The sequence below is a fragment of the Staphylococcus sp. CWZ226 genome, assembly GCF_018986355.1.
GTDB classification, from domain to species: Bacteria; Bacillota; Bacilli; order Staphylococcales; family Staphylococcaceae; genus Staphylococcus; species Staphylococcus simulans.
The window spans coordinates 224862-249192 of the sequence record NZ_JAHMSB010000002.1 but is presented as its reverse complement, the minus strand read 5'-3'; the positions used below and the strand labels follow the sequence as shown (position 1 = coordinate 249192).

The 24331-nt window shown below is 35.1% G+C and carries 23 protein-coding genes; 9 read left to right on the top strand and 14 right to left on the bottom strand.

Annotated features, from left to right (window positions below; all coding sequences use genetic code 11):
• Positions 1–201: 201 nt before the first annotated feature.
• Positions 202–993 carry a glucose 1-dehydrogenase gene (locus tag KRR19_RS02870; protein ID WP_216733430.1) on the top strand — a complete coding sequence of 264 codons (792 nt, stop codon included), beginning with the start codon at positions 202–204 and terminating at the stop codon, positions 991–993.
• A 101-nt stretch (positions 994–1094) separates the two neighbouring features.
• Here the strand turns inward: KRR19_RS02870 and KRR19_RS02865 are convergent, their stop codons facing one another.
• Together KRR19_RS02865 and KRR19_RS02860 are read right to left on the bottom strand one after the other, a co-directional pair.
• Entirely contained in the window at positions 1095–2429 is a 1335-nt protein-coding gene (locus tag KRR19_RS02865) for an NCS2 family permease (RefSeq protein ID WP_002479575.1), read from the bottom strand.
• A gap of 186 nt (positions 2430–2615) precedes the next feature.
• A complete protein-coding gene (locus tag KRR19_RS02860) occupies positions 2616–4748 on the bottom strand; it encodes a DNA topoisomerase III (protein ID WP_207021227.1) in 2133 nt (710 codons plus the stop codon).
• A 143-nt stretch (positions 4749–4891) separates the two neighbouring features.
• On the opposite strand from KRR19_RS02860, the gene KRR19_RS02855 reads away from it, so the two are divergent.
• The gene (locus KRR19_RS02855) at positions 4892–5755 is read left to right on the top strand and encodes a GNAT family N-acetyltransferase (protein ID WP_216733429.1); all 864 of its coding nucleotides are present in this window, start codon (positions 4892–4894) and stop codon (positions 5753–5755) included.
• Between the two features lie 121 nt (positions 5756–5876).
• Positions 5877–6731: a GRP family sugar transporter gene (locus KRR19_RS02850; RefSeq protein WP_002479578.1), complete on the top strand. Its 855-nt coding sequence runs from the start codon at positions 5877–5879 to the stop codon at positions 6729–6731.
• Between the two features lie 88 nt (positions 6732–6819).
• Here KRR19_RS02850 and KRR19_RS02845 read toward each other — a convergent pair whose 3' ends face one another.
• Positions 6820–7731 carry an AEC family transporter gene (locus KRR19_RS02845; RefSeq protein WP_002479579.1) on the bottom strand — a complete coding sequence of 304 codons (912 nt, stop codon included), beginning with the start codon at positions 7729–7731 and terminating at the stop codon, positions 6820–6822.
• Between the two features lie 135 nt (positions 7732–7866).
• On the opposite strand from KRR19_RS02845, the gene KRR19_RS02840 reads away from it, so the two are divergent.
• A complete protein-coding gene (locus KRR19_RS02840; protein ID WP_002479580.1) occupies positions 7867–8034 on the top strand; it encodes an SE1832 family protein in 168 nt (55 codons plus the stop codon).
• A 71-nt stretch (positions 8035–8105) separates the two neighbouring features.
• A complete protein-coding gene (gene mspA, locus KRR19_RS02835; RefSeq protein ID WP_002479581.1) occupies positions 8106–8423 on the top strand; it encodes a membrane stabilizing protein MspA in 318 nt (105 codons plus the stop codon).
• Positions 8424–8475: 52 nt separating this feature from the next.
• Here mspA and KRR19_RS02830 read toward each other — a convergent pair whose 3' ends face one another.
• The 4 genes from KRR19_RS02830 to KRR19_RS02815 form a co-directional block, all read right to left on the bottom strand.
• Positions 8476–9645 (bottom strand): metal-dependent hydrolase family protein, encoded by a 1170-nt coding sequence (locus KRR19_RS02830; protein ID WP_002479582.1) that lies wholly within the window; start codon positions 9643–9645, stop codon positions 8476–8478.
• Positions 9646–9662: 17 nt separating this feature from the next.
• Positions 9663–10844 (bottom strand): hypothetical protein, encoded by a 1182-nt coding sequence (locus KRR19_RS02825; RefSeq protein WP_061054624.1) that lies wholly within the window; start codon positions 10842–10844, stop codon positions 9663–9665.
• 201 nt (positions 10845–11045) lie between these two features.
• Positions 11046–14183, bottom strand: coding sequence for an efflux RND transporter permease subunit (locus KRR19_RS02820; protein ID WP_156666534.1), 3138 nt, complete (start codon positions 14181–14183; stop codon positions 11046–11048).
• A 165-nt stretch (positions 14184–14348) separates the two neighbouring features.
• Positions 14349–15602, bottom strand: coding sequence for a lipid II:glycine glycyltransferase FemX (locus tag KRR19_RS02815; protein ID WP_156666533.1), 1254 nt, complete (start codon positions 15600–15602; stop codon positions 14349–14351).
• A 144-nt stretch (positions 15603–15746) separates the two neighbouring features.
• On the opposite strand from KRR19_RS02815, the gene KRR19_RS02810 reads away from it, so the two are divergent.
• Positions 15747–15974 carry a hypothetical protein gene (locus KRR19_RS02810; RefSeq protein WP_081600389.1) on the top strand — a complete coding sequence of 76 codons (228 nt, stop codon included), beginning with the start codon at positions 15747–15749 and terminating at the stop codon, positions 15972–15974.
• Positions 15975–15977: 3 nt separating this feature from the next.
• On the opposite strand, the gene KRR19_RS02805 is transcribed toward KRR19_RS02810, so the two are convergent.
• Positions 15978–16733, bottom strand: a complete 756-nt coding sequence (locus KRR19_RS02805; RefSeq protein WP_057509884.1) for a VOC family protein — start codon at positions 16731–16733, stop codon at positions 15978–15980.
• Positions 16734–16992: 259 nt separating this feature from the next.
• On the opposite strand from KRR19_RS02805, the gene KRR19_RS02800 reads away from it, so the two are divergent.
• Both KRR19_RS02800 and KRR19_RS02795 read left to right on the top strand, forming a co-directional pair.
• The gene (locus KRR19_RS02800; RefSeq protein WP_057509885.1) at positions 16993–17409 is read left to right on the top strand and encodes a MarR family winged helix-turn-helix transcriptional regulator; all 417 of its coding nucleotides are present in this window, start codon (positions 16993–16995) and stop codon (positions 17407–17409) included.
• A 58-nt stretch (positions 17410–17467) separates the two neighbouring features.
• The gene (locus KRR19_RS02795; RefSeq protein ID WP_052032787.1) at positions 17468–18616 is read left to right on the top strand and encodes an MFS transporter; all 1149 of its coding nucleotides are present in this window, start codon (positions 17468–17470) and stop codon (positions 18614–18616) included.
• Positions 18617–18651: 35 nt separating this feature from the next.
• Here the strand turns inward: KRR19_RS02795 and KRR19_RS02790 are convergent, their stop codons facing one another.
• The 4 genes from KRR19_RS02790 to KRR19_RS02775 are packed head-to-tail and all read right to left on the bottom strand — an operon-like array spanning position 18652 to position 21939.
• On the bottom strand, positions 18652–19257 hold the full coding sequence (locus tag KRR19_RS02790; RefSeq protein ID WP_105966500.1) for a response regulator transcription factor: 606 nt from the start codon (positions 19255–19257) through the stop codon (positions 18652–18654).
• Entirely contained in the window at positions 19254–20354 is a 1101-nt protein-coding gene (locus tag KRR19_RS02785) for a sensor histidine kinase (protein ID WP_216733428.1), read from the bottom strand. The genes KRR19_RS02790 and KRR19_RS02785 overlap by 4 nt, the downstream gene beginning before the upstream one ends.
• Positions 20354–21085: an ABC transporter permease gene (locus KRR19_RS02780; protein ID WP_105978587.1), complete on the bottom strand. Its 732-nt coding sequence runs from the start codon at positions 21083–21085 to the stop codon at positions 20354–20356. Before KRR19_RS02780 ends, KRR19_RS02785 begins: the two co-directional genes overlap by 1 nt.
• Positions 21082–21939, bottom strand: coding sequence for an ABC transporter ATP-binding protein (locus KRR19_RS02775; RefSeq protein WP_216733427.1), 858 nt, complete (start codon positions 21937–21939; stop codon positions 21082–21084). The genes KRR19_RS02780 and KRR19_RS02775 overlap by 4 nt, the downstream gene beginning before the upstream one ends.
• 305 nt (positions 21940–22244) lie before the next feature.
• Between KRR19_RS02775 and KRR19_RS02770 the strand changes: the two genes are divergently transcribed.
• Positions 22245–22589, top strand: coding sequence for a transcriptional regulator, SarA/Rot family (locus tag KRR19_RS02770; protein ID WP_002479594.1), 345 nt, complete (start codon positions 22245–22247; stop codon positions 22587–22589).
• 71 nt (positions 22590–22660) lie between these two features.
• Here KRR19_RS02770 and moaA read toward each other — a convergent pair whose 3' ends face one another.
• On the bottom strand, positions 22661–23683 hold the full coding sequence (gene moaA / locus KRR19_RS02765) for a GTP 3',8-cyclase MoaA (protein ID WP_023014989.1): 1023 nt from the start codon (positions 23681–23683) through the stop codon (positions 22661–22663).
• 45 nt (positions 23684–23728) lie between these two features.
• Positions 23729–24331, bottom strand: coding sequence for a molybdenum cofactor guanylyltransferase MobA (gene mobA / locus KRR19_RS02760; protein WP_156666529.1), 603 nt, complete (start codon positions 24329–24331; stop codon positions 23729–23731).

Genomic DNA, 24331 nt, shown 5'->3' with positions numbered 1-24331 from the left:
ATTTACAAGTAATTTTATGAGTTTCTTCCTATTGTAATGTAAACGCTTCTATTTATATTTATTTTAGAAGTTAAAGGTGTTTGGATTATTAATTTTTAGAAGCGGGTATATTGATAGAGTTCATAATAACGATGAAACATATTGCTTTTTAACTATATTGAATAGAAATAAAGCATGATATAGATAAAAGGAGATAGAGATATGTATCAAGATTTAGAAAATAAAGTAGTTATTGTCACAGGTAGTGGCAGCGGAATTGGTAAAGCTTACGCTGAAGCGTTTGGTAAAGCAAAAGCGAAAGTTGTTTTAAATTACCGTTCTTCTAAACACGAACCTGAGTTAGAAAAACTCAAAAAAGAAATCGAAGATCACGGTGGACAAGCTTTACCAGTCCAAGGTGATGTTACAAACGAAGAAGATATCATCAGCCTTGTAGAACAAGCCATCAAACATTTTGGCACTTTAGACATTATGATTAATAACGCTGGATTTGAAAATCCTGTTGCTTCACATGAAATGTCTGTTGAAGAGTTCCAAAAAGCACTTGATGTTAACTTAACAGGTGCATTCATCGGTTCAAGAGAAGCTGTTAAATACTTCCTTAAAGAAGATAAAAAAGGAGTAATCATTAATACAGCGAGTGTGCATGACATCATTCCATGGCCTTACTATGTAAATTATTCAGCAAGTAAAGCTGGCCTAAAAAATATGATGGAAACAATGTCTATGGAATATGCACAATACGGTATCCGCATTAATAACATTTCACCAGGTGCAGTCGTTACAGAGCATACGAAAGAAAAATTCTCTGATCCTGAAACACGTGAAGAAACCCTTAAAATGATTCCTGCAAGAGAAATTGGCGAAACAGAGCAAGTGGCTAACGTTGCTTTATTCTTAGCATCTGATGCAGCAAGTTATATTCACGGCACAACAATTTATGTTGATGGCGGTATGACGAATTACCCTGCGTTCATGGGTGGTAAAGGTTAATATTATCTCTTGCAGTAAGACACTTGCGAATTGTGCAAGTGTCTTTTTTTGATATATAAAAAAACAAGCCCATATCTCATGAGCTTGCTTAATCGTTTGTTTTAACCGTGTACGAATACGAAGTATAAAATGAATAACACCATTAATACATACATAATTGGATGTACTTCTTTATGACGTTTCGTCACTAACATTGTAATTGGATAGAAGATGAAACCACATGCGATACCTGTCGCAATTGAATAAGATAGTGGCATCATAATAATTGTAATGAACGCTGGAACAGCCAATTCAAATTTCTTCCAATCAATTTGTGATAAGTTTCCTGCCATTAATACCCCTACTACAATTAATGCTGGAGCTGTGACTGCACTCGTAACAACAGCCATTAATGGACTGAAGAATAATGCTAATAAGAAACAGACACCTGTTACAATACTCGCAAAACCAGTTCTTGCACCTACAGCAACACCCGATGTTGATTCAATGTATGAAGTCGTTGTTGTTGTACCGAAAATAGAACCTACGATTGTAGCGATAGAATCTGAGAATAACGCACGACCTGCACGAGGTAATTTATTATCTTTCATCATACCTGCTTGTGAAGCCACTGCCACTAATGTTCCTGCTGTATCAAAGAAATCAATGAACAAGAACGTTAAAATAACAATTAAAAATTGTACTGTAAATAATTGACCTGGGTCTTTAAATGCTTCAAATGCTGCACCGAATGTTGGCGCAATACTTGGAATCTTTCCTACTACTGCATGTGGCATTTGAATTAAACCAGTTAATAATCCGCCGGCTGACGTTAAAATCATACCGATAAAGATAGCACCCGGTACTTTTTTAGCATAAAGTACAACCGTTACGATGATACCAAATACTGCTAATAATACTTTACCGTCTGTAATATGGCCTAAAGTTACAAGCGTAGAATCATTATTCACAATAATACCTGCACCTTGTAAACCAACAAAGGTAATAAACAAACCGATACCCGCTGTTACAGCCATTTTCATCTCATACGGTATGGCGTTAATAATGGTCTCCCGGAGTCCTGTTACGGTTAATATCGCAAAGAAGATACCTGAACATAACACACCTGTTAAACCGATTTGCCATGGAATCCCCATTGTTAACACAACAGTAAATGCGAAGAATGCATTCAGTCCCATACCTGGTGCTAATGCGATTGGATATCTAGCAATGAGTCCCATAAATAATGAACCCACAAATGCAGCTAAGGCTGTCGCAACAAATACTGCGCCCTGATCCATCTTCATATCATCTGGGATACCTTTTACACCTGCTAAACTTAAAATCTGCGGGTTAACAGCTAATATGTAAGCCATAGATAAGAAAGTTGTTAAACCGCCTAAAATCTCACGACGATAATTCGTTTGATACTTATCAAATTGGAAATATTTTTTCACTTTAAAGTCTCCTTAAATGAAATACCTTAATATTCTAATCCCTATTCAAAGAAAATACAATGAAGATTTAAGAAAAAACCAAACAATTTTAATAGAAATTTGAAAAACACACTCATTTTCGAACGATTTCAACACTATATTTTTAAATATTGTTCGTTAAAATTCGTTAATGAGTGTGTCTTCTAATTAAAGTTTCAAATTCTTCAAAGCATCTTGGAATGGATTATTGTTCATTTCTTCTTTACCCATATATTTCTTCATCTCACGTTTAGATACTTTGCCTTTACCTTTATTCTTATGTCTTTGATCCATTTGTTCTTGTGTTTCAGAGTGACCGCAAACACAACGATATGTCGCTTTTTTACCTTTACCGAATAATGTCATTTTCTTATGACAGTTTGGACAACGTGCATTCGTTTTACGTTGTACATTTTTCTTTGTCTTACATGCTGGGTCTTGGCATACAAGCATTTGACCATTTTTTGTTTTGACTTTAATCATGAATTTACCGCATGTCGGACATTCTGTAGTGGTCAAGTTATCATGTTTATATTTCTGTTCACTGTTTTTGATTTCATTCACAATAGTTTCAGTAAAATGTTTCATCTCTTTTATGAACTGACGTGCATCATATTTACCTTGTTCAATTTGCGTTAATTTTTCTTCCCATTCTGCTGTAAGCAATGGTGAAGTAAGTGATTGTGGTGCGAGTTCTAAAATTTGGCGTCCTTTAGACGTAACTTTAATATGACCATCTCTTGCTTCAATCGCATTCATATTAAACAGCTTTTCGATTATATCTGCACGTGTTGCTACCGTACCAATACCGCCTGTTTGTTTCAGAGTTTGTGAATGTTTTTTATTTTTGAGTTCAAAGAACTTTTGAGGACTTTCCATTGCTTTTAACAATGTTCCCTCGTTAAAGTATGGCGGCGGTGTTGTTTCATGTTCTTGAATATGGAAACGTTGGACTTTATAAGTTGCACCTTGTTTAAATTGTATCGGTTCTGATTGTGTGGTTGATTCATTGCGTAATTGTTTGAAACCAAGTTGTAAGGTTACTTTATCTTGCAATTCAAAGGTCTGCTTACCGACCTTCAAGATAACTTTGACCGCTTCATACTCATACGGCGGCAACAAGTTCTCTATAAATCGTTCTGCAATCATTAAATAGACCTTTTGTTCACGTTGGCTCAAATCATTCATGTTAGGACGAATTTCTGTTGGAATAATCGCATGATGATCTGATACCTTCTGATTATTTACGATACCCATTTTAGCACTGAACTGTTTATTGACTAATGGACGCACCGCTTCTTTATACTCAGTCGCAAGCAATGCTTGTAAACGTTCTTTAAATGTTTCTACCATATCATCCGTTAAATAGTTCGAATCCGTTCTTGGATACGTAACCAACTTATGACGTTCATATAAGTTTTGAAGAGTATTCAGTGTTTCTTTCGCACCCATACGATAACGTTGATAAGCTTCTTGTTGTAAATCAGTTAAACTGAACAACTTCGCAGGATATTGTTTCTTTCGTTTTGATGTTACTGATTCAACAATGCCCGTTTGTTGTTCTAATTGTTGAACCATATCTGTGAATACTTGTTTGTCATAGATACGTTGTTTTGAAATCAACTTAAAGTTTTGTCCATCCACTTGTGCTTCAAACGTATAATATTTAGAAGGTCTAAAATGTCTGATTTCATCTTGGCGCATTTGAACAAGTTGAATCGTCGGTGTTTGAACACGACCTAATGATAACTGTGCATCATACTTCGTTGTTAATGCGCGCGTCGCATTAATCCCAACAATCCAGTCTGCCTCACTACGTGCTAATGCTGCACGATATAATGGCAAGTATGCTTTACCATCTTTTAAATGTTTGAACCCGTTACGAATCGCTTTGGCTGTAATCGAACTGATCCATAAACGTTTAATCGGTTTTTTATTATGCACTTTATCTAAAATCAAACGTGCAACGAGCTCCCCTTCTCTTCCAGCATCAGTCGCAATGATAATTTCTTTAACTACATCTTTTAACATCAATGATTTGACTGTATTGAATTGTTTCTTTGTTTTTGGAATAACGACTGTTTTCATATATTTTGGGATAATTGGCAGTTCTTGCAAATCCCATGTTTTAAACTTCGAATCATATTGTTCTGGAGTCGCATTCGTTACCAGATGACCTAAAGCCCATGTCACAATATATTGATTGTTTTCAAAATAGCCATTACGCTTTTGATGTACATTCAATGCGTTCGCAATATCACGGGCCACAGAAGGTTTCTCTGCTAGAATTAATGATTTCATCTTCATTTTCCTTTCTCAAAATCGTATTTCTATTGTAACATGATTTATTGTGCTTGTTTCTCGTACCTTTGCTTTTATCTCAACACAAAACAAAGTATAATAAATAAAAAGGTGTTCTTTATATAACAACCAAGGAGGTTCTTATGAAAGCCGTTAAAATTGAAGCTGTTCAAGACATCCAAAGTTTTATTCACCAAGCCGATACATCCTATTGTTCCGATATTTATAAGCTTCACGAAAAAAACGTTTCATTGACACAAAGTATTGAGGCTTTAAAACAAGACACAGGCGTCTACGCGCTCATTGACGAAAGTGACAAAGTCCGTATGCTGATGGGTGGATTCTCCTATGATACTAACCATTTTAAAATGGTTGGGCCGTTCATCAATTCAAATGATCAATTAGATGCGCAAGCTTTTAAAAGCCTTTTTGAAACTTTAATTGCAGATCAACCTGATCAATCTCATTTCAATTTTTCATTTGATATTACAGACGACTATAAAAGTTCATTGATGAAATCCATTGATGCACACTATACGTTCACTGACTATTATCTTTCAACTGATCACACAATTGAAACAAGTCCTGCGGCTGAACGTCAAATCATTCCATATCACAAAGCTTTTTTCGCACATTTCGATCGCTTACATCAGAAAAACTTCCGTCGTGAAGCAATGTCTGCTTCTGAAATTGTCAATACACTAGATGAGAACAATCATTTATTCTTTTTTGTCAGCGAAGGTATTTTAAAAGGCTACTTATATTTGCAAGTCAAACCTGATAAAAATAAAGCAGAAATTAAATATTTCTCATCTCATACGGATTATCGTTATGAAGGAATTGCTTTTAATTTATTAAGTCATGCGATTAACTTTGCTTTTAAATATGATGATATTAATAAAGTCTATTTCAAAATACGTAGTAAAAATGATCAATTAGTAGACCGCTTCAGTGAACTCGGTTTCGACATTCGTTCAGAACGTAAAAAATTCAAATATATCAAATAATATAAGCGTTTGTTATGAGGTTAACCTTCATAGCAAACGTTTTATTTTCCATTTATTTGTCTTTGTTTTATTCTTATTTTATTAAGGGGTAAGTTTAAATATAGAAAGGAAAAGATAGAAGATGGATTTACTTATCGCATTACTGCCTGCCCTCTTTTGGGGTAGTGTTGTTTTAATTAACGTTCTTGTTGGAGGCGGACCTTACAATCAAATCCGAGGCACGACACTCGGCGCATTGATTGTAGGTATTGTTCTCTTATTAACAGGACATTCTAGTTTTGAACCTAAAGTCATTATTGTCGGTTTGATCTCTGGTGCATTTTGGGCATTAGGTCAAGGTTACCAACTACGCTCTGTTGATTTAATCGGTGTTTCTAAAACTATGCCGATTTCTACAGGAATGCAGCTGGTTGGTACTACATTATTCAGCGCAATATTCTTAGGGGAATGGAGTACAGGAACACAAGTCGTTTTAGGTCTATTAGCGATGATTTTATTAGTGGGCGGTATCGCATTGACTTCACTTAAAGGTAAAAATGAATCGAGCGAAGGCCAATCTAAATTAGGTAAAGCAATTGTGATTTTATTAATTTCAACAGTCGGCTATGTCGTATATGTGGTTGTGGCGCAAATCTTTAGCGTTAATGGCTTAGATGCCTTATTCTTCCAATCAATTGGTATGGCAATCGGTGGTTTCTTATTATCAGCGAAACACCAAACGTCTACACGCTATACGTTACGTAACCTGTTGCCAGGTGTGATTTGGGCCATTGGTAACTTATTCTTGTTCTACTCACAACCTAAAGTCGGCGTCGCAACAAGTTTCTCATTCTCACAATTACTAGTAATCGTTTCAACACTCGGCGGTATCTTTATACTGAAAGAACGTAAAGATAAACGTCAAATGCTTGGAATTACTGCAGGGATTGTATTAATTGTCGTCGCAGCTTTCATTCTTGGCGGATTAAAAGCATAATGACTTTCTAATAAAATATCGAAGAAGATAATAGAAATATTAAAGGGATTGTCAGCCCCTTAAGTAATGGTTGACAATCCCTTTTTTATTATACGAAAAACATTTGGAAGTAATAGAGTATGACGATACTGATCACAATCGTCATGTTGGTGGTCATGCCAATCAAAGGCAATGTACGGTACTGGAATTGAATGGAGTAAGGTATGACCGCAACGCCGATTGGCAACAACCAAATGACCATTAAAGTCGTTTTTATCATTTGGTCAGAGACTGGTAAAAAGAAATAAACGAGTAAGCCCGCTATGAGTCCAAAGCCATAATGAATAGCCAAATATTTCAAGGCAATCGGTAAATAACGACGTTCTACTCTAAAGTTCAACATTAAACCTAAGAGAATCATAGATAACGGCATATTCGCTTGTGCCAATACATCTAAGAAATTGATAACAGGATCTGGTAAATGCAGGTTACTCATATTTAAACCAAACATCATCAAATAAGTCATCAATGGAATAGAACGTAATAAATTCAATATAAGGAATCTAAGATTAAAAGTATTATTTCCGCTGCTGCTGAAATAATTGCCTATAAAATAAGTGATACCGAACATGACAATCGCACCGCCGATATCTGCCATACCGAAATAAATCATGCCGACTTTCGGCCAAATCGCTTGTACTAGCGGATAAGCAAATAAGCCGATATTCAGTGATGCCATCATCATGCCGATGGTACCTCGCATCTCATTGTCATATTTTAAGAAAAAGCTGATAGCGATAACTTTTGCAATAATACCGTAAATGACCATCATAACCGGTAATACAGATAGTGAAATATCTAGTTCAGCCTTGTTTAAATTGACGATGACTAATGCAGGTAACGTCACATTCAGCACTAATTTAGCCAGTACTTGGTTATCTTCTTCTTTTAAAATATTGATACGTTTGAGTAAATACCCAAGCGCAATCAATATAACAATGACTGCGAATTTGCCTGTCATAAGTCACCCTTCTTTCTCTATTATCATTGAGACATTCATTCGTCATGAAATGTCATTTCTCGGTAATTACATCTCTAATCTTTCCATGATATACTATTATTATTGATAATAAAAATCAATAAGGTGGTGTATCTTTTGGATTTAGAAAGTCAATTAGCAGAATTAAAACAAGATTACGTACGTCTGCAAGACGATTTGGAAAAGCGTGAATCAACAGGTCAAGAAGTCGATCCATTGATTAAACAGCTTGAACAAATCGAACATGAAATCGCACACGTCCGTTCACAAATAAAACAGCAATAAAATCGACATCTTGAATAGAAACACGCCATGATTCAACGTGTTTTGCGATTATCAGAAAGGAAGTACACGCGATGCAACTCTATCTATTATTACTACCCGTTTTGTATTTATTTGTAAGTTATATCAGTATTTATAAAATGAATACAATCTACAGTAGTGTTTTACGCATGGTCATGGGTGGATTACTCATCCTTATTGTCGCAATGATTAACTTAACAGTTCCTCCAGTAGCATGGTGGGAGTTTGCGGTCATTGTGATGCTTGTAGGTAATGTGGAGATTACAGCCTTCAAGTATTCAAAAGGCGATCAAAAAGGTGTCTTCTTATTAAATGTGATGACCCTTTTAATTTTCGTAATCAGTACTATTTTAACATTTGTATTATATTAAGAAAGAAAAGCCCCTCAGCCGCGTATTATACGAGCTGAGGGGCTTGTTTGGTTTATTTGGTAACTTTGATACCTTTTTTGTAAACTATTTTTTGTTCCTGTAATGCTTTAATGTCTTCTAATGGGTTATGGTCTAGAATAATAAAATCAGCAAGTTTGCCTTCCTCAATTGAACCTACTTGGTTATCAATTTTAAGTAGTTTTGCTGCATTAATTGTTGCAGCTTGAAGTGTCTGTAAATTAGTCGCACCTGTACGCGTCATTAATTCCATTTCAAAAGTAGAATGTGTATCAAAATTATTCATAGCTGTACCCGAATCTGTACCCATTGCTAATTTAATTCCTGCTTTAGCTGCTTTACCGATACTTTCAAAATGCGCTTTTTCAATATCTAACGATTTTTGAACCATAAAATCTGGTAATAATTCTTGATTTTGATTAATCGCATATGGCGCAATCAGTGTTGGCACGATAAACGTTTCGTGATCTAAACATAATTGAATTGTTTCATCATCCAAGAATACAGCATGTTCAATCGAATCTACACCCGCTAAAATCGCATTTTTAATACCTTCTGTCCCTTGTGCATGTGCACAGGCTGTTCGGCCTTTATGATGGGCTTCTTCGACTGCAGCTGTTAATTCATCTAATGACAATTGAACATCATGTGGTGTTTCACCACTAAATGAAACACCTCCTGTTGCCATTAATTTAATATTTCCAGCGCCTTTTTTTAATAATTTTCTAGCAAATTTACGCACCTCATCAACACCATCAACTTCGTAGCTGCCTTCACAGAAGTGACCGCCAGTCATGGTCAATGGGCTGCCTGAAGCAACAATACCTGGTGCCAACAATTCACCTTGCTGTTCTAATTTAGCTAGTTCTAAATCTACATCATAAATTGAACCGACATCTCTAATATATGTTACCCCATCGCTCAATAAATCACTTAAATTCTTTAACGCCATATAAGTTGCGGTAACCGGATTACTATCTGGTGATCCTAGCTTCGTTACTTTACCATACGGATCAGCAACGATATGTGTATGCGTGTTAATTAAACCAGGTACTACAAATTGTCCTTTTAAATCAACCGTCTCATCAGCATTATCGCTTGAACTAACAAATTTTCCCGTTTCAGAATCGACTACAAAACTTTGATTATCTACAAATGTTTCTCCATTAAAAAGTTGTGCATTTTTAAATAATACTTTTACCATTCAACTCTACCCTTTCCTTACAATAATTTAAGAAATAGTGAAGCGATAATAATAGAAGCGACAGATACCGTCGCAAATCCGCCCACTAACATTTTCGGCATCATATAATCGATTAAGACATTGCGTGCTTTCTCATCTTTCGTTAAATTGTTGACGACTTCATTCGTTAAAATATAATCAGCTGGGAAGCCGAACAATGCAGTTAACGCTGTCGCAAATGCCATATCTTTGCTCATCTTTAATGGTTTAGATAATAAAGATGAAGCTAGATACATACCTAAAATACCTAATGCGATCAAAACCAGAATTAATATCATGATTCCACTTAATACTTTCGGTGTTGTCATACTAAGTTGCGAGAATACAAATGCTAATAAACCATACATTAACCAATTAAACACTTTGGCTTTATTTAAAATTTGCTTTTCTAAAAAGCCGATTTGATGGAAAATAACCCCTAATACTAAGGCAATAACATTCCCATTAATTGCTTTGTTTGTTGCCTTTTCGAGTAGTACTGCAAGTACCGCAACCAATGCTACTTTTGCAAGTAAAAATGCAGGTGTTTGAAATTTCTCACTTTTTAAAAAAGTCGGCTTTTTTGTTAATGTTTCATCGGCTTCTTGACTCAACTCTGTTTTCTTAAAATCAAGCTTTTGATTATCATATTGCTTTAATAATCGTTTCCCTTCTCTTTTCAATACAACAGATGTTAATGGATAACCAATAATACTATGTGTGATATACATTGCGACAGGAATTGCAACTAAAGTCGTTAATCCCTCTGCTTTTAACCCATCTGACATCAGTGCTACAGAAATAACACCTCCTGTTAATGGTGGCACAGCAGCAACAACTGTATGCCAATCAAATAACAATGTTCCGATTGTCAGCGTTAAAACCATAGTACCGACTACTCCTGCTAAAGCAACTACAACTGCTCTCCATTGTGCAGCAAGTTGTTTCAAATCCATCATTGTACCTAAATGAACAAGTAATAACGGTACTGCTATAGCAACAAATTCTTTACCAAATGATGCTTGATTAACAATATCTTTAGGTAAGAATGTCCAAAATCCAATCGTGAAAAGCGCAGCTGTAATAAATACAGAAGGTATGTATGCTTTCGAAAAATTAGATCCCCACTCCCCAATGAATATAAAAACCATTACCACCAAAAATGCGATTAATAACTCCATATGTTACCTCCAATTCCATTCCTCTTATATTTATCCAATTATAAAACCTTTGAATGAATATGTGAAGATAACATTCAAATTTTTCTGAATTATTTGAGTATATTCATTATTATAATGTACAACTACTCTCATAATAAAAAACGCACTCCCTGCTTATATGCAGAAAGTGCGTAGAAATCAGATGCTATTTAAATTTTAAACTTAATTCTCTTTTTTACGTTTTGAGCTAAACATATGTGTTACTTTATCTTTCAGCGTAAATAGAATTTCATAAATAACTGGTACTACTATCAGTGTAAGAATAGTAGAAGAAACCAGTCCGCCTATTACAGTTGCGGCTAAACCTTTGGAAATCAAGATAGAGCTGTCTTGTCCGAATAACATCGGTACAAGTGCGCCAATTGTCGCAAGTGCTGTCATTAAGATTGGACGTATTCTCGTTCCGCCCGCTTCTAACAACGCTTCTTTCATTTCCATACCTTTATGCTCATTATTGATAACTCGGTCTATGAGTACAATCGCATTGGTTACGACAATACCTATTAACATTAAGACCCCGATCATACTTGGTACAGAAAGTGTTTCTCCTGTGAATACTAAAGCTAACACCACACCAATCACAATGTATGGAAGTGAGAATAGGATGGTAAATGGTGCTAAGCCGCCTTTGAATGTTAATACGAGTACAAGATAGACAATTACAACTGCCGCAATCATTGCTAGACTTAATTGCGTCATCGCTCTATTAATATCATCTGTCGCACCGCCTGAATTGATTTTAACATTCGCTGGTTTATCGACTTTATTTACTTTATCCATTACTTTCGTTGAAATACCGCCGACATCTTTACCGCTGATTTTACCTGTTACAGTTGTAGTATAGTCGCCATCTTCTTTAATCAGCTTACTTGGTGTTTGTGTTGATTTTAATGTTGCGATATCTTTCAGCTGAACCATTTCTCCTGTCGGTGTCGGAATTTCAAGATTGTTTAATTTCTCTTTGGTCCAGTTCGTTTGTTTTTCTTTTTCAACTTTTACATCGACTTTATGACCTTTTTCATTAATCGTTGTCAGTGTTGTTTCTGGAATGTTTTGATTTAAGCCCATCGCTAATTGACCCGCTGACAAGCCTTTTTCGGTTGCTTTGTTTTTATCAACATCTATTGTGTATTGGTCATAGACTTCAGTTAAATCAGATTTAACGTTCACTACACCTGATGTTTGTTTCATTTTATCTTCGATTGCTTTCACTGTGTCTTTGATTTCATGACCTGATGGACCAGATACTTTAACTTCAATTTCATTATTTCCGCCGCCAGTACCCATGTCTAAGTATTTCCATTCGCCTTCTTGTTTAAAGCCTGCGATATGTTTTAATACTCTGTCTGGTTCTGTATCAAAGTTTTTCGTATCACTCGCATATTCAATCATCACAGCCATATTGTTTGTACTGCCTGTCGGATCAATTGGTGATGCGCCACCTAGTGAATACTGAACTTTCTTCACTTTATCTTTACTGTTAAGATATTTTTGAACTTGTTCAGCATTTTTTAGTACTTGTTCTTTTGTTTCACCAGGTTTTGGTGTATAAGTCAACGCCATGAATTTATCTTCACCTGTGGAAATAAAGCTCGTTCCTATTTTCGCAGCACCTAATCCGATACTGCCGATTAAAATAACAGTCGTTATAATTAAGACAATCCATTTATGGTTTAACGACCAATTCAATACTTTTTTGTATCCTCTGCCTACTGCACCTAACGAACGTTGACGTTTTTGTTTGATACCATTTTTAAAGAACGTTGAAGCTAATGCCGGCACAATAGTGATAGATACTAGTAATGATGCTAATAAACTAAATGTAATTGCGAGTGCGAATGGTCTGAACATCTCACCGACTGAACCAGCCACAAAGACTAATGGTAAGAAGACGACAATCGTTACAAGCGTAGAAGACATAATCGGTTTGAATACTTCAGCTGTCGCGCTGATAACCAAGTTGTCGCCGCTCTCTCGCTCTTTCGGATCGGACATCCGTCTGTATATATTCTCAATAACAACAATAGAGTCATCAATTACACGTCCGATTGCGACGGTTAATGCACCTAAAGTCAAGATGTTCAATGAGACATCTGATAACTTCAAGGCAATCATCGCAATTAATAACGACATTGGAATTGAAACGACTGAAATTGCTGTTGTTCTGATATTACGTAAGAATAATAAGATGACAATAATCGCAACTATCGTACCAAGAATCGCTTTTTCAAGCATTGTATAAATAGAATCTTGGATTGGTTTTGCGGTATCCATAATCTTAGTTTGTGTTAAATCTTTATTATCTTTCACAAACGCTTTAATTTTCGCATCTGTATCTTTTTTCACTTGAACAGTATTGGCATCTTGTGCTTTTACGATTTGAACATCAATCGCATCTTTACCGTTCGTTCTGGAGATTGACTCACGTTCTTGTCCGATTTTAACATCGGCGATATCTGAAAGTCTCACCATGTCATTACTTTGTGGTCCTTGTGAACCTTGTGACATCATTGAACTTTCATCTGACCCAGGTTGGCCTTGTTCTCCTTGTGCTGCGCTGACAGGAATTACAAAGTTTTTCAATGCATCTGCTGAAGTGAATTCTCCATTCACTACAATGGATTTTTCTTTTTTACCGAATTGGAATAAACCTAAAGGTGTTTTGCCAGAAGCATTTTTAATATAGTCCTCCACACCTTTAGCACTCATACCACGTTTTTGTAATTCGCTTTGTTTGAATTTAATCGTTGCTTGACGTGCAGTTTGACCGTTCATTTGTACATTTTGAACACCGTCAACAGTTTCTAATTTCGGAATGAGTTGTTTCTCAATCGCTTTCGTCGCTTTCTCTAAATTTCCATTTTTATCTGAAAATGAATAAACAACTACAGGGAATGCATTCATACTATTCCTCATTAATTCAGGTTCCCTTGCATCCTCCGTGAGTTTAAGTTTATCAATTTCTTTCTTTAATGCTTCTTCAGCCTTATCCATATCTGTACCATCTTCATAGCTAACTTGGACCATAGAAACATTTTCTAACGATTGGCTTTTGACATTTTCGACATGCGCCATGCCTCTGATCTGATTATCTATTTTATCACTGATATCCTCTTGCACTGTCTGAGGTGTGGCACCCGGTAAGACAGTATTGACAGATATCATCGGTTCTTCTACATCAGGCAATAATTCTAAACGCATTTTTACACTGGAATAGACACCGCCCAAGATGACTAATACAACCATTAAAAATACAGCGAATTTATTGCCTAAAGAGAACTTCAGCAAACGATTAATCATGCGCTCTTTCCTCCTCATTTCTCGTTACTTTAAATTTAACACACCCCGCCTTAAAAGGTCGTTGATTTCACTCAACATTTTAGGTTTCTCCAAGAAAAAAGATTAAGACCAATATTAGTCTCAACCCCTTTATCTATACTTATGAAAATATGTTGTCTAACTGTATTATTTTCTGCCTTTTATTTTGCGAGAAACTTTGATTTTAGCTTTTGTTAATGCTGGTTTTGCTTTTTCAATCATATAATACAATGGTTTATTTAAGACATAATCAAACTCACCGATTTTTTCACTTAAATACGTACCCCATGTTTTCTTAAATGCCCATAAACCATAATGTTCTGAGTCTTTATCCGGGTCGTTATCTGTACCGCCGAAATCATATGTTGTAGCGCCTTTTTCACGCGCATAACGCATCATTTCAAACTGCATATGATGGTTCGGCAAGAAATCACGATAATCATTAGAAGATGCACCATATAAGTAATATGATTTGTGGCCACAGAACATAAGCAGTGCGCCTGATAAATAAACACCTTCTGGCTCACGTTGGTATAGTTCTTCCATTTGATCGATTAATTTTTGGTTACGCGCAATTTTAGCTTCAGCATCTTTGATTTTATTCAACGTCTTTTTATCTTGTTTCTTTTGTTTCAGACGTTCAATATCTTGTTCAACTTCTGCATTTTCACCTTTTAACTCTGTCAATACAGGTTTCGGTTCTAATTTAACCAAGAATAACTCTGCGTCGCCGTCAGGATGTAATGCATCGTAAATATTTTCAAAGTAGCTGATATCACGTGTTAAGAAACCATCACGTTCCCCAGTAATACGCATCAAGTCTGCGAAGATTTTAAGTTGATCGCGACCTGCACGTTCTACTTTCGTTCCACGTTTTAATGATAAACGTACTTTTGAACGGTTACGACGTTCAAAGCTTTGAATCAATTCATCATCTGTTTTATCAATCGGTGTAATCATTGTCATACGTGGTTGAATGTAATCTTTTGATAAGCCTTCTTTGAATCCTTTATGTTTGAATCCTAATTGTCTTAAATTACCTAAAGCATCCCCTGCTTTATCCACTTCTACATCTGGATCGATTTTAATCGCATAGGCTTTTTCATCTTCAGCAATTTCTTTTGTGTATTGAAGGAGGGCTTCGATGACTGCTTTATCATCATAATCTGCGACGAACCCTCTAGAGACATAACAAAGTGTATAAGGTAGTTTCGGTATTTTCTTGAATAATAATTGACCGACACCTTTAACTTTTCCATCTTCACCTACTGCGACACGTCTAGAGTACCAACCAGTCAGCTTTTTCGTTTCTGCCCATTGTGTGAGTTGAAGCAAATCACCATTGGGATGAGATTTAACAAATGCATCATGTTCTTGGTTCGTGATATTCATCTTTTCCATAAAATAAAAATCTCCTTTATTTTCCTTACACTATCTACTTATTATACAATGAAACTAAGTGACTTTCATGTCGTATCCTCACGTAACCCTATAAACTATAAAGATTCAGAGGTGAAAAGTGTGAGAAATATCTTTTTAATTATCATGATTATTTTAAATATCATTGTGATTAGTATAACATTAGTCAACCATGTTCAAATAGACAATCTCAGCTTGCGTGTATTCTTTACCGCATTTTCTTTAGTAACTGCTGTTTATCTTGTCTTATTACGTAAATCACGTGTTGATATGTGGCTAGCAATTATCTTATTCTTAATCGCTTTAACTTATGCGATCATGATTGCGAACGCAGTTTATCATTATGTGTACTAAATTTTAAGGTTCGAAGTGATAAGCTCCACCGCGTGTCACGATATGATAAGGTGTTTCGGCGGTTGTATCTTGAATCACAATCGCATACTTGTCTTTGCGTCCTGATTGAATACGATATTCAATCGCTTCATCAGGCAATTTTAATGTTGTGATTTCTTCATCTTCAGATACCACTTCCATACCAAACCAATCCCGCCATTGATTGACCACTAACGCTTGTTGTGTGGTTTGAATTTCAATGGCTTTTATTTTGAATTGCGGTTGAAATCTATTTTCTAACGCCTCAACACGTTCTTCTTCTGACTTATTCCACTCTATAAAGAACGGCGGTTTCAATTTCGCATCCGGCTGATTCAAATATAATAAACGCCAAGACGTTTGTTCACCTTTTTTATTTTCTCGGCCCATTTCAATTGGTCCTACGACATCTAATCCTTTCGCTTCAAACTCATCTTTAAGTTTGTCTAAATCATTTGTGCGTAAGGCGATTGCTTTAAAGCCTTGTTCGAAATTATCTTGTACGATTTTCGCAACGAAAGATACACGTCCTTCATTCGATTTAATAACCTTCTTCAACTTTTCTTCATCGTTTACACCGATAATTTCAATATAAGCCAAATCTGTATAAACCAATTTATTATATGTACCATAGCGATTGTGTAAGCCGCCTGGTGATAACTTCATTACTTCTCCTGGATACTCAAACTCATCAATATGCTTGATATAATGGATGATATGATCAAATTTCAACTGAACCATTTAGACCATCCTCTCTTCATTTTTCTTCATCTTATCAAATTATGAATCGAATTGCCTTTTGAAAGACTAATTTCAAAAAATCTCTTGATTTTTATTTGAGAATTTTCTACAATAGTAAAGTAAATTAGTTAGCTTAGCTAACCTTTTTAACGAAATCAATCAATTACCCTGCAAAAAAATCAAACTGATTTCGTTTATATATGAGGTTGTGACGTTTTACTGAGGTCTCAACCTTTATCTTAATTTAAGGAGCTACAACATGGAAATCAATCAATTATTTAATAGCTTTACTGAATTATATAGACCTTATGTAAAAAGCGTTCAACCTTTACTTGATCAGTATCAGCTACATACTGCTCAATTTTTAGTTCTAAAGGATATTTACTTACATGAACCGACAACACTTGTCGAAATTTCTAAACGTCGTTGTATTGAAAAACCATCAACACGTAAATTATTAAAAGTGTTACATGAACACGACTTGCTGACTGTTACACCAGGGGAAGATAAAAGACAAAAACTATTAAGTCTGACGGACAAAGGTAATCAGATTTACCACGAAGTCATCGAAAAAGTAACAGCACTTCAACAACAAATCGTTGAAGAAGCAGGTCTTAGTCAAGAGGATATCGAGCAAACCATTCGAACGCTCAAAGCTATCAAACATCAGTTTTAAGGAGGGATTTCGCGTGGATCATTCTCAACACGCACCAATATGGACTAAAAGTTTCAATATGAACTTTATCGTCAACTTCTTCGTTTATCTTTGTATGTATCTGTTAATCGTTGTCATTGCAGGCTACAGTAAAAACGAATTTGGCGCTTCAGATAGTTTATCCGGATTAGTAACCGGATTATTTATTGTCGGCTCATTAATCGGCCGTTTTATTACAGGAAAATATGTCAATGCGATGGGACCTAAACGTACATTAATTATAGGATTGATTTTTCTTATCGTAACGCAAGCCCTTTACTTTATAGAAGGTTCATTAGGTTTCTTAATGTTTACCAGATTAATTAATGGTGTTGCGACAGCAGTTGCGACTACTGCGACAGGAACAATAGCTGCGTACATCACACCACCTGAACGTAAAAGTGAAGGTATCAGCATGTTCTCACTCAGTTTAGTTCTCGGAACAGCTGTCGGACCTTTCTTTGGTTTATTATTATCAAATCAATACTCCATTGATGTCTTATTCGCTTTATGTTTAGTATTAGGCATCATTGGTTTAGCTTTATCATTCTTCATTCATATCAATTTTGAAACAACTAAAGTTTCTGAAACTCAACCATCAAAAGGTTTCAGCTTAAGTCAATTTATCGCTAAAGATGCAGTACCGATTGCGATTGTAATTTTAGTAACTGGTGTGACTTACTCATCTATTCTGACATTCTTAAAATTCTTCGCAGAAGAGCGCAATCTAGTCGCAGTTTCAAGTTACTTCTTTATTTTCTATGCCTTAACATCATTAGTCACACGTCCAATTACAGGTCGTTTAATGGATAACAAAAACGAAAACGTTGTAGTTTATCCATCTTATTTCTTCTTACTTATCAGCTTTGTGCTTTTATTCTTTGCACATTCAGGCTGGATGTTATTACTTGCAGGTGCAGCGTTAGGTGTAGGTTACGGTAACTTATCATCACTTATGCAAGCTATTGCGATCAAAGTTACGACACCAGAAAAATATGGCCTAGCCACTTCTACTTTCTTTATCGGTATTGATTTCGGTATCGGCTTCGGCCCTTCTGTATTAGGTGTCTTCACTTCATCTATTACTTATGCACAACTTTATGGCTTCATGGCTATATTAACTATTATTACCGCAGGACTTTACTATGTCCTACATGGCCGCAAAGTAAAATATTTAGAACGTGCTTAATTATAAAAGTGCAGATCAAAACGGTCTGCACTTTTTTATATAATCCATCCTTTTTCAATAGCTTTTTTCCACGCATCAAAACGATTTTCTGTCTCCATTTTATCAATAATGACAGAAGTATAATTACGAACTGTCCCGTTTGAAAGAAAAAGCTTTTGTGCAATTTCTTTACTTGAATAACCATTGCCGATTTCTTTCAGTATTAACTGTTCTGAAGGCGTTAATGGATTTTTCTCATTAAAATATGTAGTCATCAGTGTTTCACTATATTCTTTTTGTCCTGCCATAATATTATGCATGGTCTGAATCAGTTCTTCTACGGAACGTTCTTTTAATACATAAGCATCTACATCATTTGCGACTGCTCTTTCAAAATAACCTGGTCTTTTGAACGTCGTTACAATAATGACTTTTGTATTTAACTTTGCTTCTCTTATTTTGTTCAATACTTCTAAACCTGTTAATTCCGGCATTTCAATATCTAGAATTGCGATGTCAGGCTGATTGGATTCAATCATTTGCCATGCCTCTGCTCCACTTGAAGTATCAGCAATAATGTTTATATTTCCATCCATCTCTATAAGTTGAACCATCGCTTTTCTCAGCATTTCTTGGTCTTCAGCTAGAACAACATTTATCATAAATTATCACCTCGTGGAATTCGAATCATTAATGTAACACCTTGTTCAGATTTTATTGTAACTTCACCATCTAATAATGCTGCACGCTCTCTTATACTATGCAGTGTAGCTTCAGGTTTACTGATACCTTTGCCATTATCACTAATTATCAACGTAATGATGTGTTGCGCTTCTTTTAATGTACCAGTTACTTTTGTCGCATGTGCATGTTTAATAATATTATTGACCGCTTCTCTCAATAGCATAGCTAATATAGACTGTTGTCCTTTATTTAATGTTCTAGCAGTGGATTGTCCCTCAAAATCAAAAGTAATATCTGCTTGTTTTAATAGTTGATCTACAGACTTCACTTCTTCTTCAAAATCTTGAAATTTCAGATGTTCTACAATAGTTCTGACTTTATTTAATGCCTCTTTAGAAAGTTGATTAACTGCTAACATTTCCTCTTTGGCTTTTTCTGGATTTTGATCTATCAATTTAGAAGCAAGCTCAGATTTTATGCTCAAGCTGGCAAATACATGACCTAACGTATCATGTAAATCTTGGCCGATTCTTTGACGTTCTTGTTCAGCAATCAAAAAATTGATGTGACGATTTTTCTCTTTCATTTGCGCCCTTACTTTTTTATTTTCGATAAATCTAAAGTTAATGAACAACGAAATGATTACAACAAGAATCAGTACGACAACTATTGGTAAAGCTTTTGGAAGTAAGTATAGTGAAAGACCAGATGCGATGAGTAAAGCAATATAAAATAGTATACTTTCCACTGACTTTACAGTCGCTTCATAAACATATGGCAACACATAAGAACCAAAAAAGAAAAACATGATAAATGTGCTGCCCATTGCCCAACAAAAATAAAGTGTGCCGATCAAATAAATCATCCATACAATCAACCGCTTCACTTTAAACTGATAAACATCAGATAAAATTAAAATACCATAATTAATTATGAATACAGCAATCACTATAACAGCAATTACTTTAGGTCCTTTGATGTCTTGATAAAATAAAGCGATAATTGGAAACAACAAGTAAATAAAACTCGCAACGCCCATTGGGTTTCCTTTTATTTTTCTAAGCAAAAAAGACATTACATCACGTCCGATTTCTTTTGAATAACTAAAGCAATGATTATAAATAGTATACAATACCCCAAAAGAAAACCAAGTGCCGCTATATTAATCGTTTGATGCTGAATAAAATCTAATCCTAGCTGTTTTAATCGGTAGGTCGGCATATATCGAGAGATAGAAGCTAGCCATTGAGGAAACAAGCTAATAGGAAACCATAATCCACCCACAATCGCTAAAACAATATACAATAAATTACCTATACTACTTGCTTGCTTCACATCTTTATGTTGTGCCAGTAATAACCCTATGGACAAAAATAAACTGGATCCAATCCATAATAATAATCCTGATACTAACCATTCATAAAGAGACATATGAATGTGTCTAATCATTCCTCCAACACTAAACATCAGAATAATTGAAAATAAAAAAAGACTCATGATTTTGAATACTTTAGCTACATAATATTTAATGGGTGTCATCGGTGTCGCAAAAAGTTTTTTCTGCCATCCGTTTTGTTTATCCTGTACTAATTCAACAGGGAAGGTCAACAAACAATAACTAGTTAAACTAAAGACCGTCATACTCATCAAACTTTCTTTATAAATTTGATTGGCTTCTGATTGTGGTACTTTAGTTAATGAAGTGAAAATCAAGAAAAATACTAACGGCATCCCTACTGAAAGAATAAGATATATTTTTTGTCGCAAAGTGATTGTCCAATCTAATTTCAAATATTTAAAAATCATGATAGAATCTCCCCTTCACTTTCAAATACATAATCTTCTAATGAACTTTTCTTGATTTCTAACTTATTTAAATCTATATCTATTTCAATCAATTGTTGTAAAACTTTTTGAACCGCATCTGTTTTGATTTGAAGTTCACTTTGATCCTTTTGATAACTTAATTGAGTTTGATTTTGAATGATTGACTCAAATTGTTCAGGTAGATATATCGTTGATGTTTTATCAAGGTGTTTTAATTGTGAAGGTGAACTATCATTCATTATCTTTCCTTGTTTCAATACGATAACGCGATCCGCAACCTTCTCTACTTCTTCAATATAATGCGTCGTATATAATATGGTAATACCTCGAGCCTTCAAATCATTTATGATGTTCCAGAAATAACGTCTCGTTTTAGCATCCATTGCAGACGTCGGCTCGTCTAAAAATATTAATAAAGGTTGTCCTGTTAACATCAATATAAAATCTAATAAACGTTGTTGACCTCCAGATAATTTAGTCGCGTATTGATTTAATTGTTTATCAGTAAACTGGGTCAATGTTTTAAACTTGTTGTAATCTAACGCATTTTTATAAACCGATGAATAAAATGCATAGAGTTCTTTTACTTTGACCCATTCATTAAAGATTGATTTTTGAAATAATACGCCGATATTATTTTGTATAGCAGAATCCCTTTCAATACGCCCTTCATCTGGAACTAAATTACCTAAAATCAAATCAATCAATGTGGACTTACCTGCTCCATTTACGCCTATTAAAGCGATACATTCTCCTTCTTTTATTCCAAATGAAACATGATCTATTGCTTTAGTATTGTGGAATGATTTAGTTACACCGTTTACTTTTATCATTTAATCACCTCTTTATTTCCTTGATTTAATGATATATTTTTAAAAATTGTAAACATAGTAACGTTTGTCATAAATTCTCTATGACATTTGTCATTTTCTTGTTTTATACTTTTAGCACTTGAATCAACTTTTCTTTCAACATATTCAATTTCGGTTCATAATTTCCGTGATAACGCACTTTTTTTACTATTATAGTAAATTAAAGAGAATAGATTTATATTGAAATTCGTTATATAATATAATAAGTAAAACAATTATTATTCCTGGGGGAATACAACTATGAAAGGGCAAGAGGAGGAATATCAATGTCAAAGACAATTGATCATTTAATTGAGACAGAATGTAAACTTAGCCAGATTAAATATTGGCTAAAAGCAGAACATCATCTTACCATGGAGGAGTTCATTATTTTATACCGCTTCAATGGTACTGACAAAATTACAGGTAAAGTATTGAGGGATACCCTCCATTACGACATGAAATGGAATACGAGTAAAATTGATGTATTAATAAGAAAACTTTATAAAAGAGAACTGATCGCAAAAGAGCGTTCAGAAACTGATGAACGCCAAGTCTTTTATTTATTAGATAAGACACAACGTGAATTCGTCGCATCTGTCATCAAAGAATTTGAAACCTTCGCAAAGTAATCATTATGAAAAAGCACGCCTTTCCGAAAAAAATCAGAAAGACGTGCTTTTTATTATATATTTCATTCGACTTAACCGCCGATATAGTTCATATTAATTTTCTTACGTCTGCGATTTGCGACCGTTTGTTCAGTTCGTTCATCTGAATATCTGTCATCACGAATATGCCATAACTCTTCGAATTTCGCTTGTAATTCATCGTCCGTTTTACCAGAACGCATAAATTCTTTGACGTTAAATCCATCGACTGTGCTGAATAAGCAACCATAGAATTTACCATCAGAAGATAAGCGTGCTCTCGTACATGTTGAACAGAATGACTGAGAAACACTCGTAATTAAACCGAACTGTGCTCCGTTATCTTTATGACGATAATATTTTGCGACTTCACCATAATATTTCGGTTCAACAGCTTCAATATCAAATTCATCCTCGACCATCGCAAGCATTTCATCTTTTGTGACAACTTTACTGAAGTCCCAACCATTGTCATTGCCGACATCCATAAACTCAATAAATCTTACAACAATATTTTTGTCTTTGAAGTACTGAATCATTGGGATGATTTGGTCATCATTGATACCTTTTTGCACAACAACGTTCACTTTCACTTTAAAACCGATTGATACTGCATAATCAATTTGTTCTAGGATGGTATCTGCTTTGATATTACGGTTATTGATAGATTGGAATAATTCGTTATCAATAGCATCTAAGCTGACATTGATACGTCTTAATCCGGCATCATAGAGTTTTTGTCCATGTTTTTTCAACAATAGACCATTGGTAGTCAGACCAATATCTTCTACACCGTCGATTTCATTAAGAGCGGCAATTAATTTATATAAATCTCTACGCATTAAAGGTTCCCCGCCAGTGATACGAATCTTCTTCACACCTAGGCGAGTATATACGCGAGCAATTCTTTCCATTTCACTAAAAGTCAATAATTCATCTTTGGGTAAAAAGACAAAGTCATCGCCGAAAATTTCTTTAGGCATACAATAATCACAGCGGAAATTACAGCGATCTGTCACGGATAATCTTAAGTCACGAATCGGGCGACCTAATTTATCTGTTATTTGTTTTACCATCTTTTGACCCCCTTTTCTTTCTCTCTTATCGCTTGATACATCTCATCAAAGCGATTGATTTCTGACTCTGGCTAAATCATCTTGGTAGTTAATATTTTGGTACCAATCAGGTCTTGTATCAACCTCATGAACATCCAGCCAATCAGAAGCGACTTGGTTATAAACATGTTTCATACTGTAATCATCGGATTCTAGTGCACGTGCAATGACTGGCAAACACGTCGGACTATAAAATGCGATAGTAGGAATCGGATACCCCTCTTCTTCATACCCCGCAATATCTAACTGATCTTCAATGACATGTTCAACCATAAATTGATATAACGTGCTGACAGCTTTTTCTGTGATTAACGGTGTATCTACTGAAATCACAAAGAATAGTTCTGCTTCAAAATCTTGCTTCATTACTGAGTAGATGCCTGAAAGCGGTCCTTTCGCTTGATGTTCTTCATCATCTACGACCACTTTGACATCTTCAAATTGATCAGCCAATTCCGCACTAGAACTAATGATAATCTCATTAAACATATTGGCTTCATTCAAGGCTTCGATAATATGTTGATAAAACATTTTACCATTGAGCCTCGCAAATGCCTTAGGCGAACCGAAACGTTCTGAACGTCCGCCTGCTAAAATAATTGCTTTCAC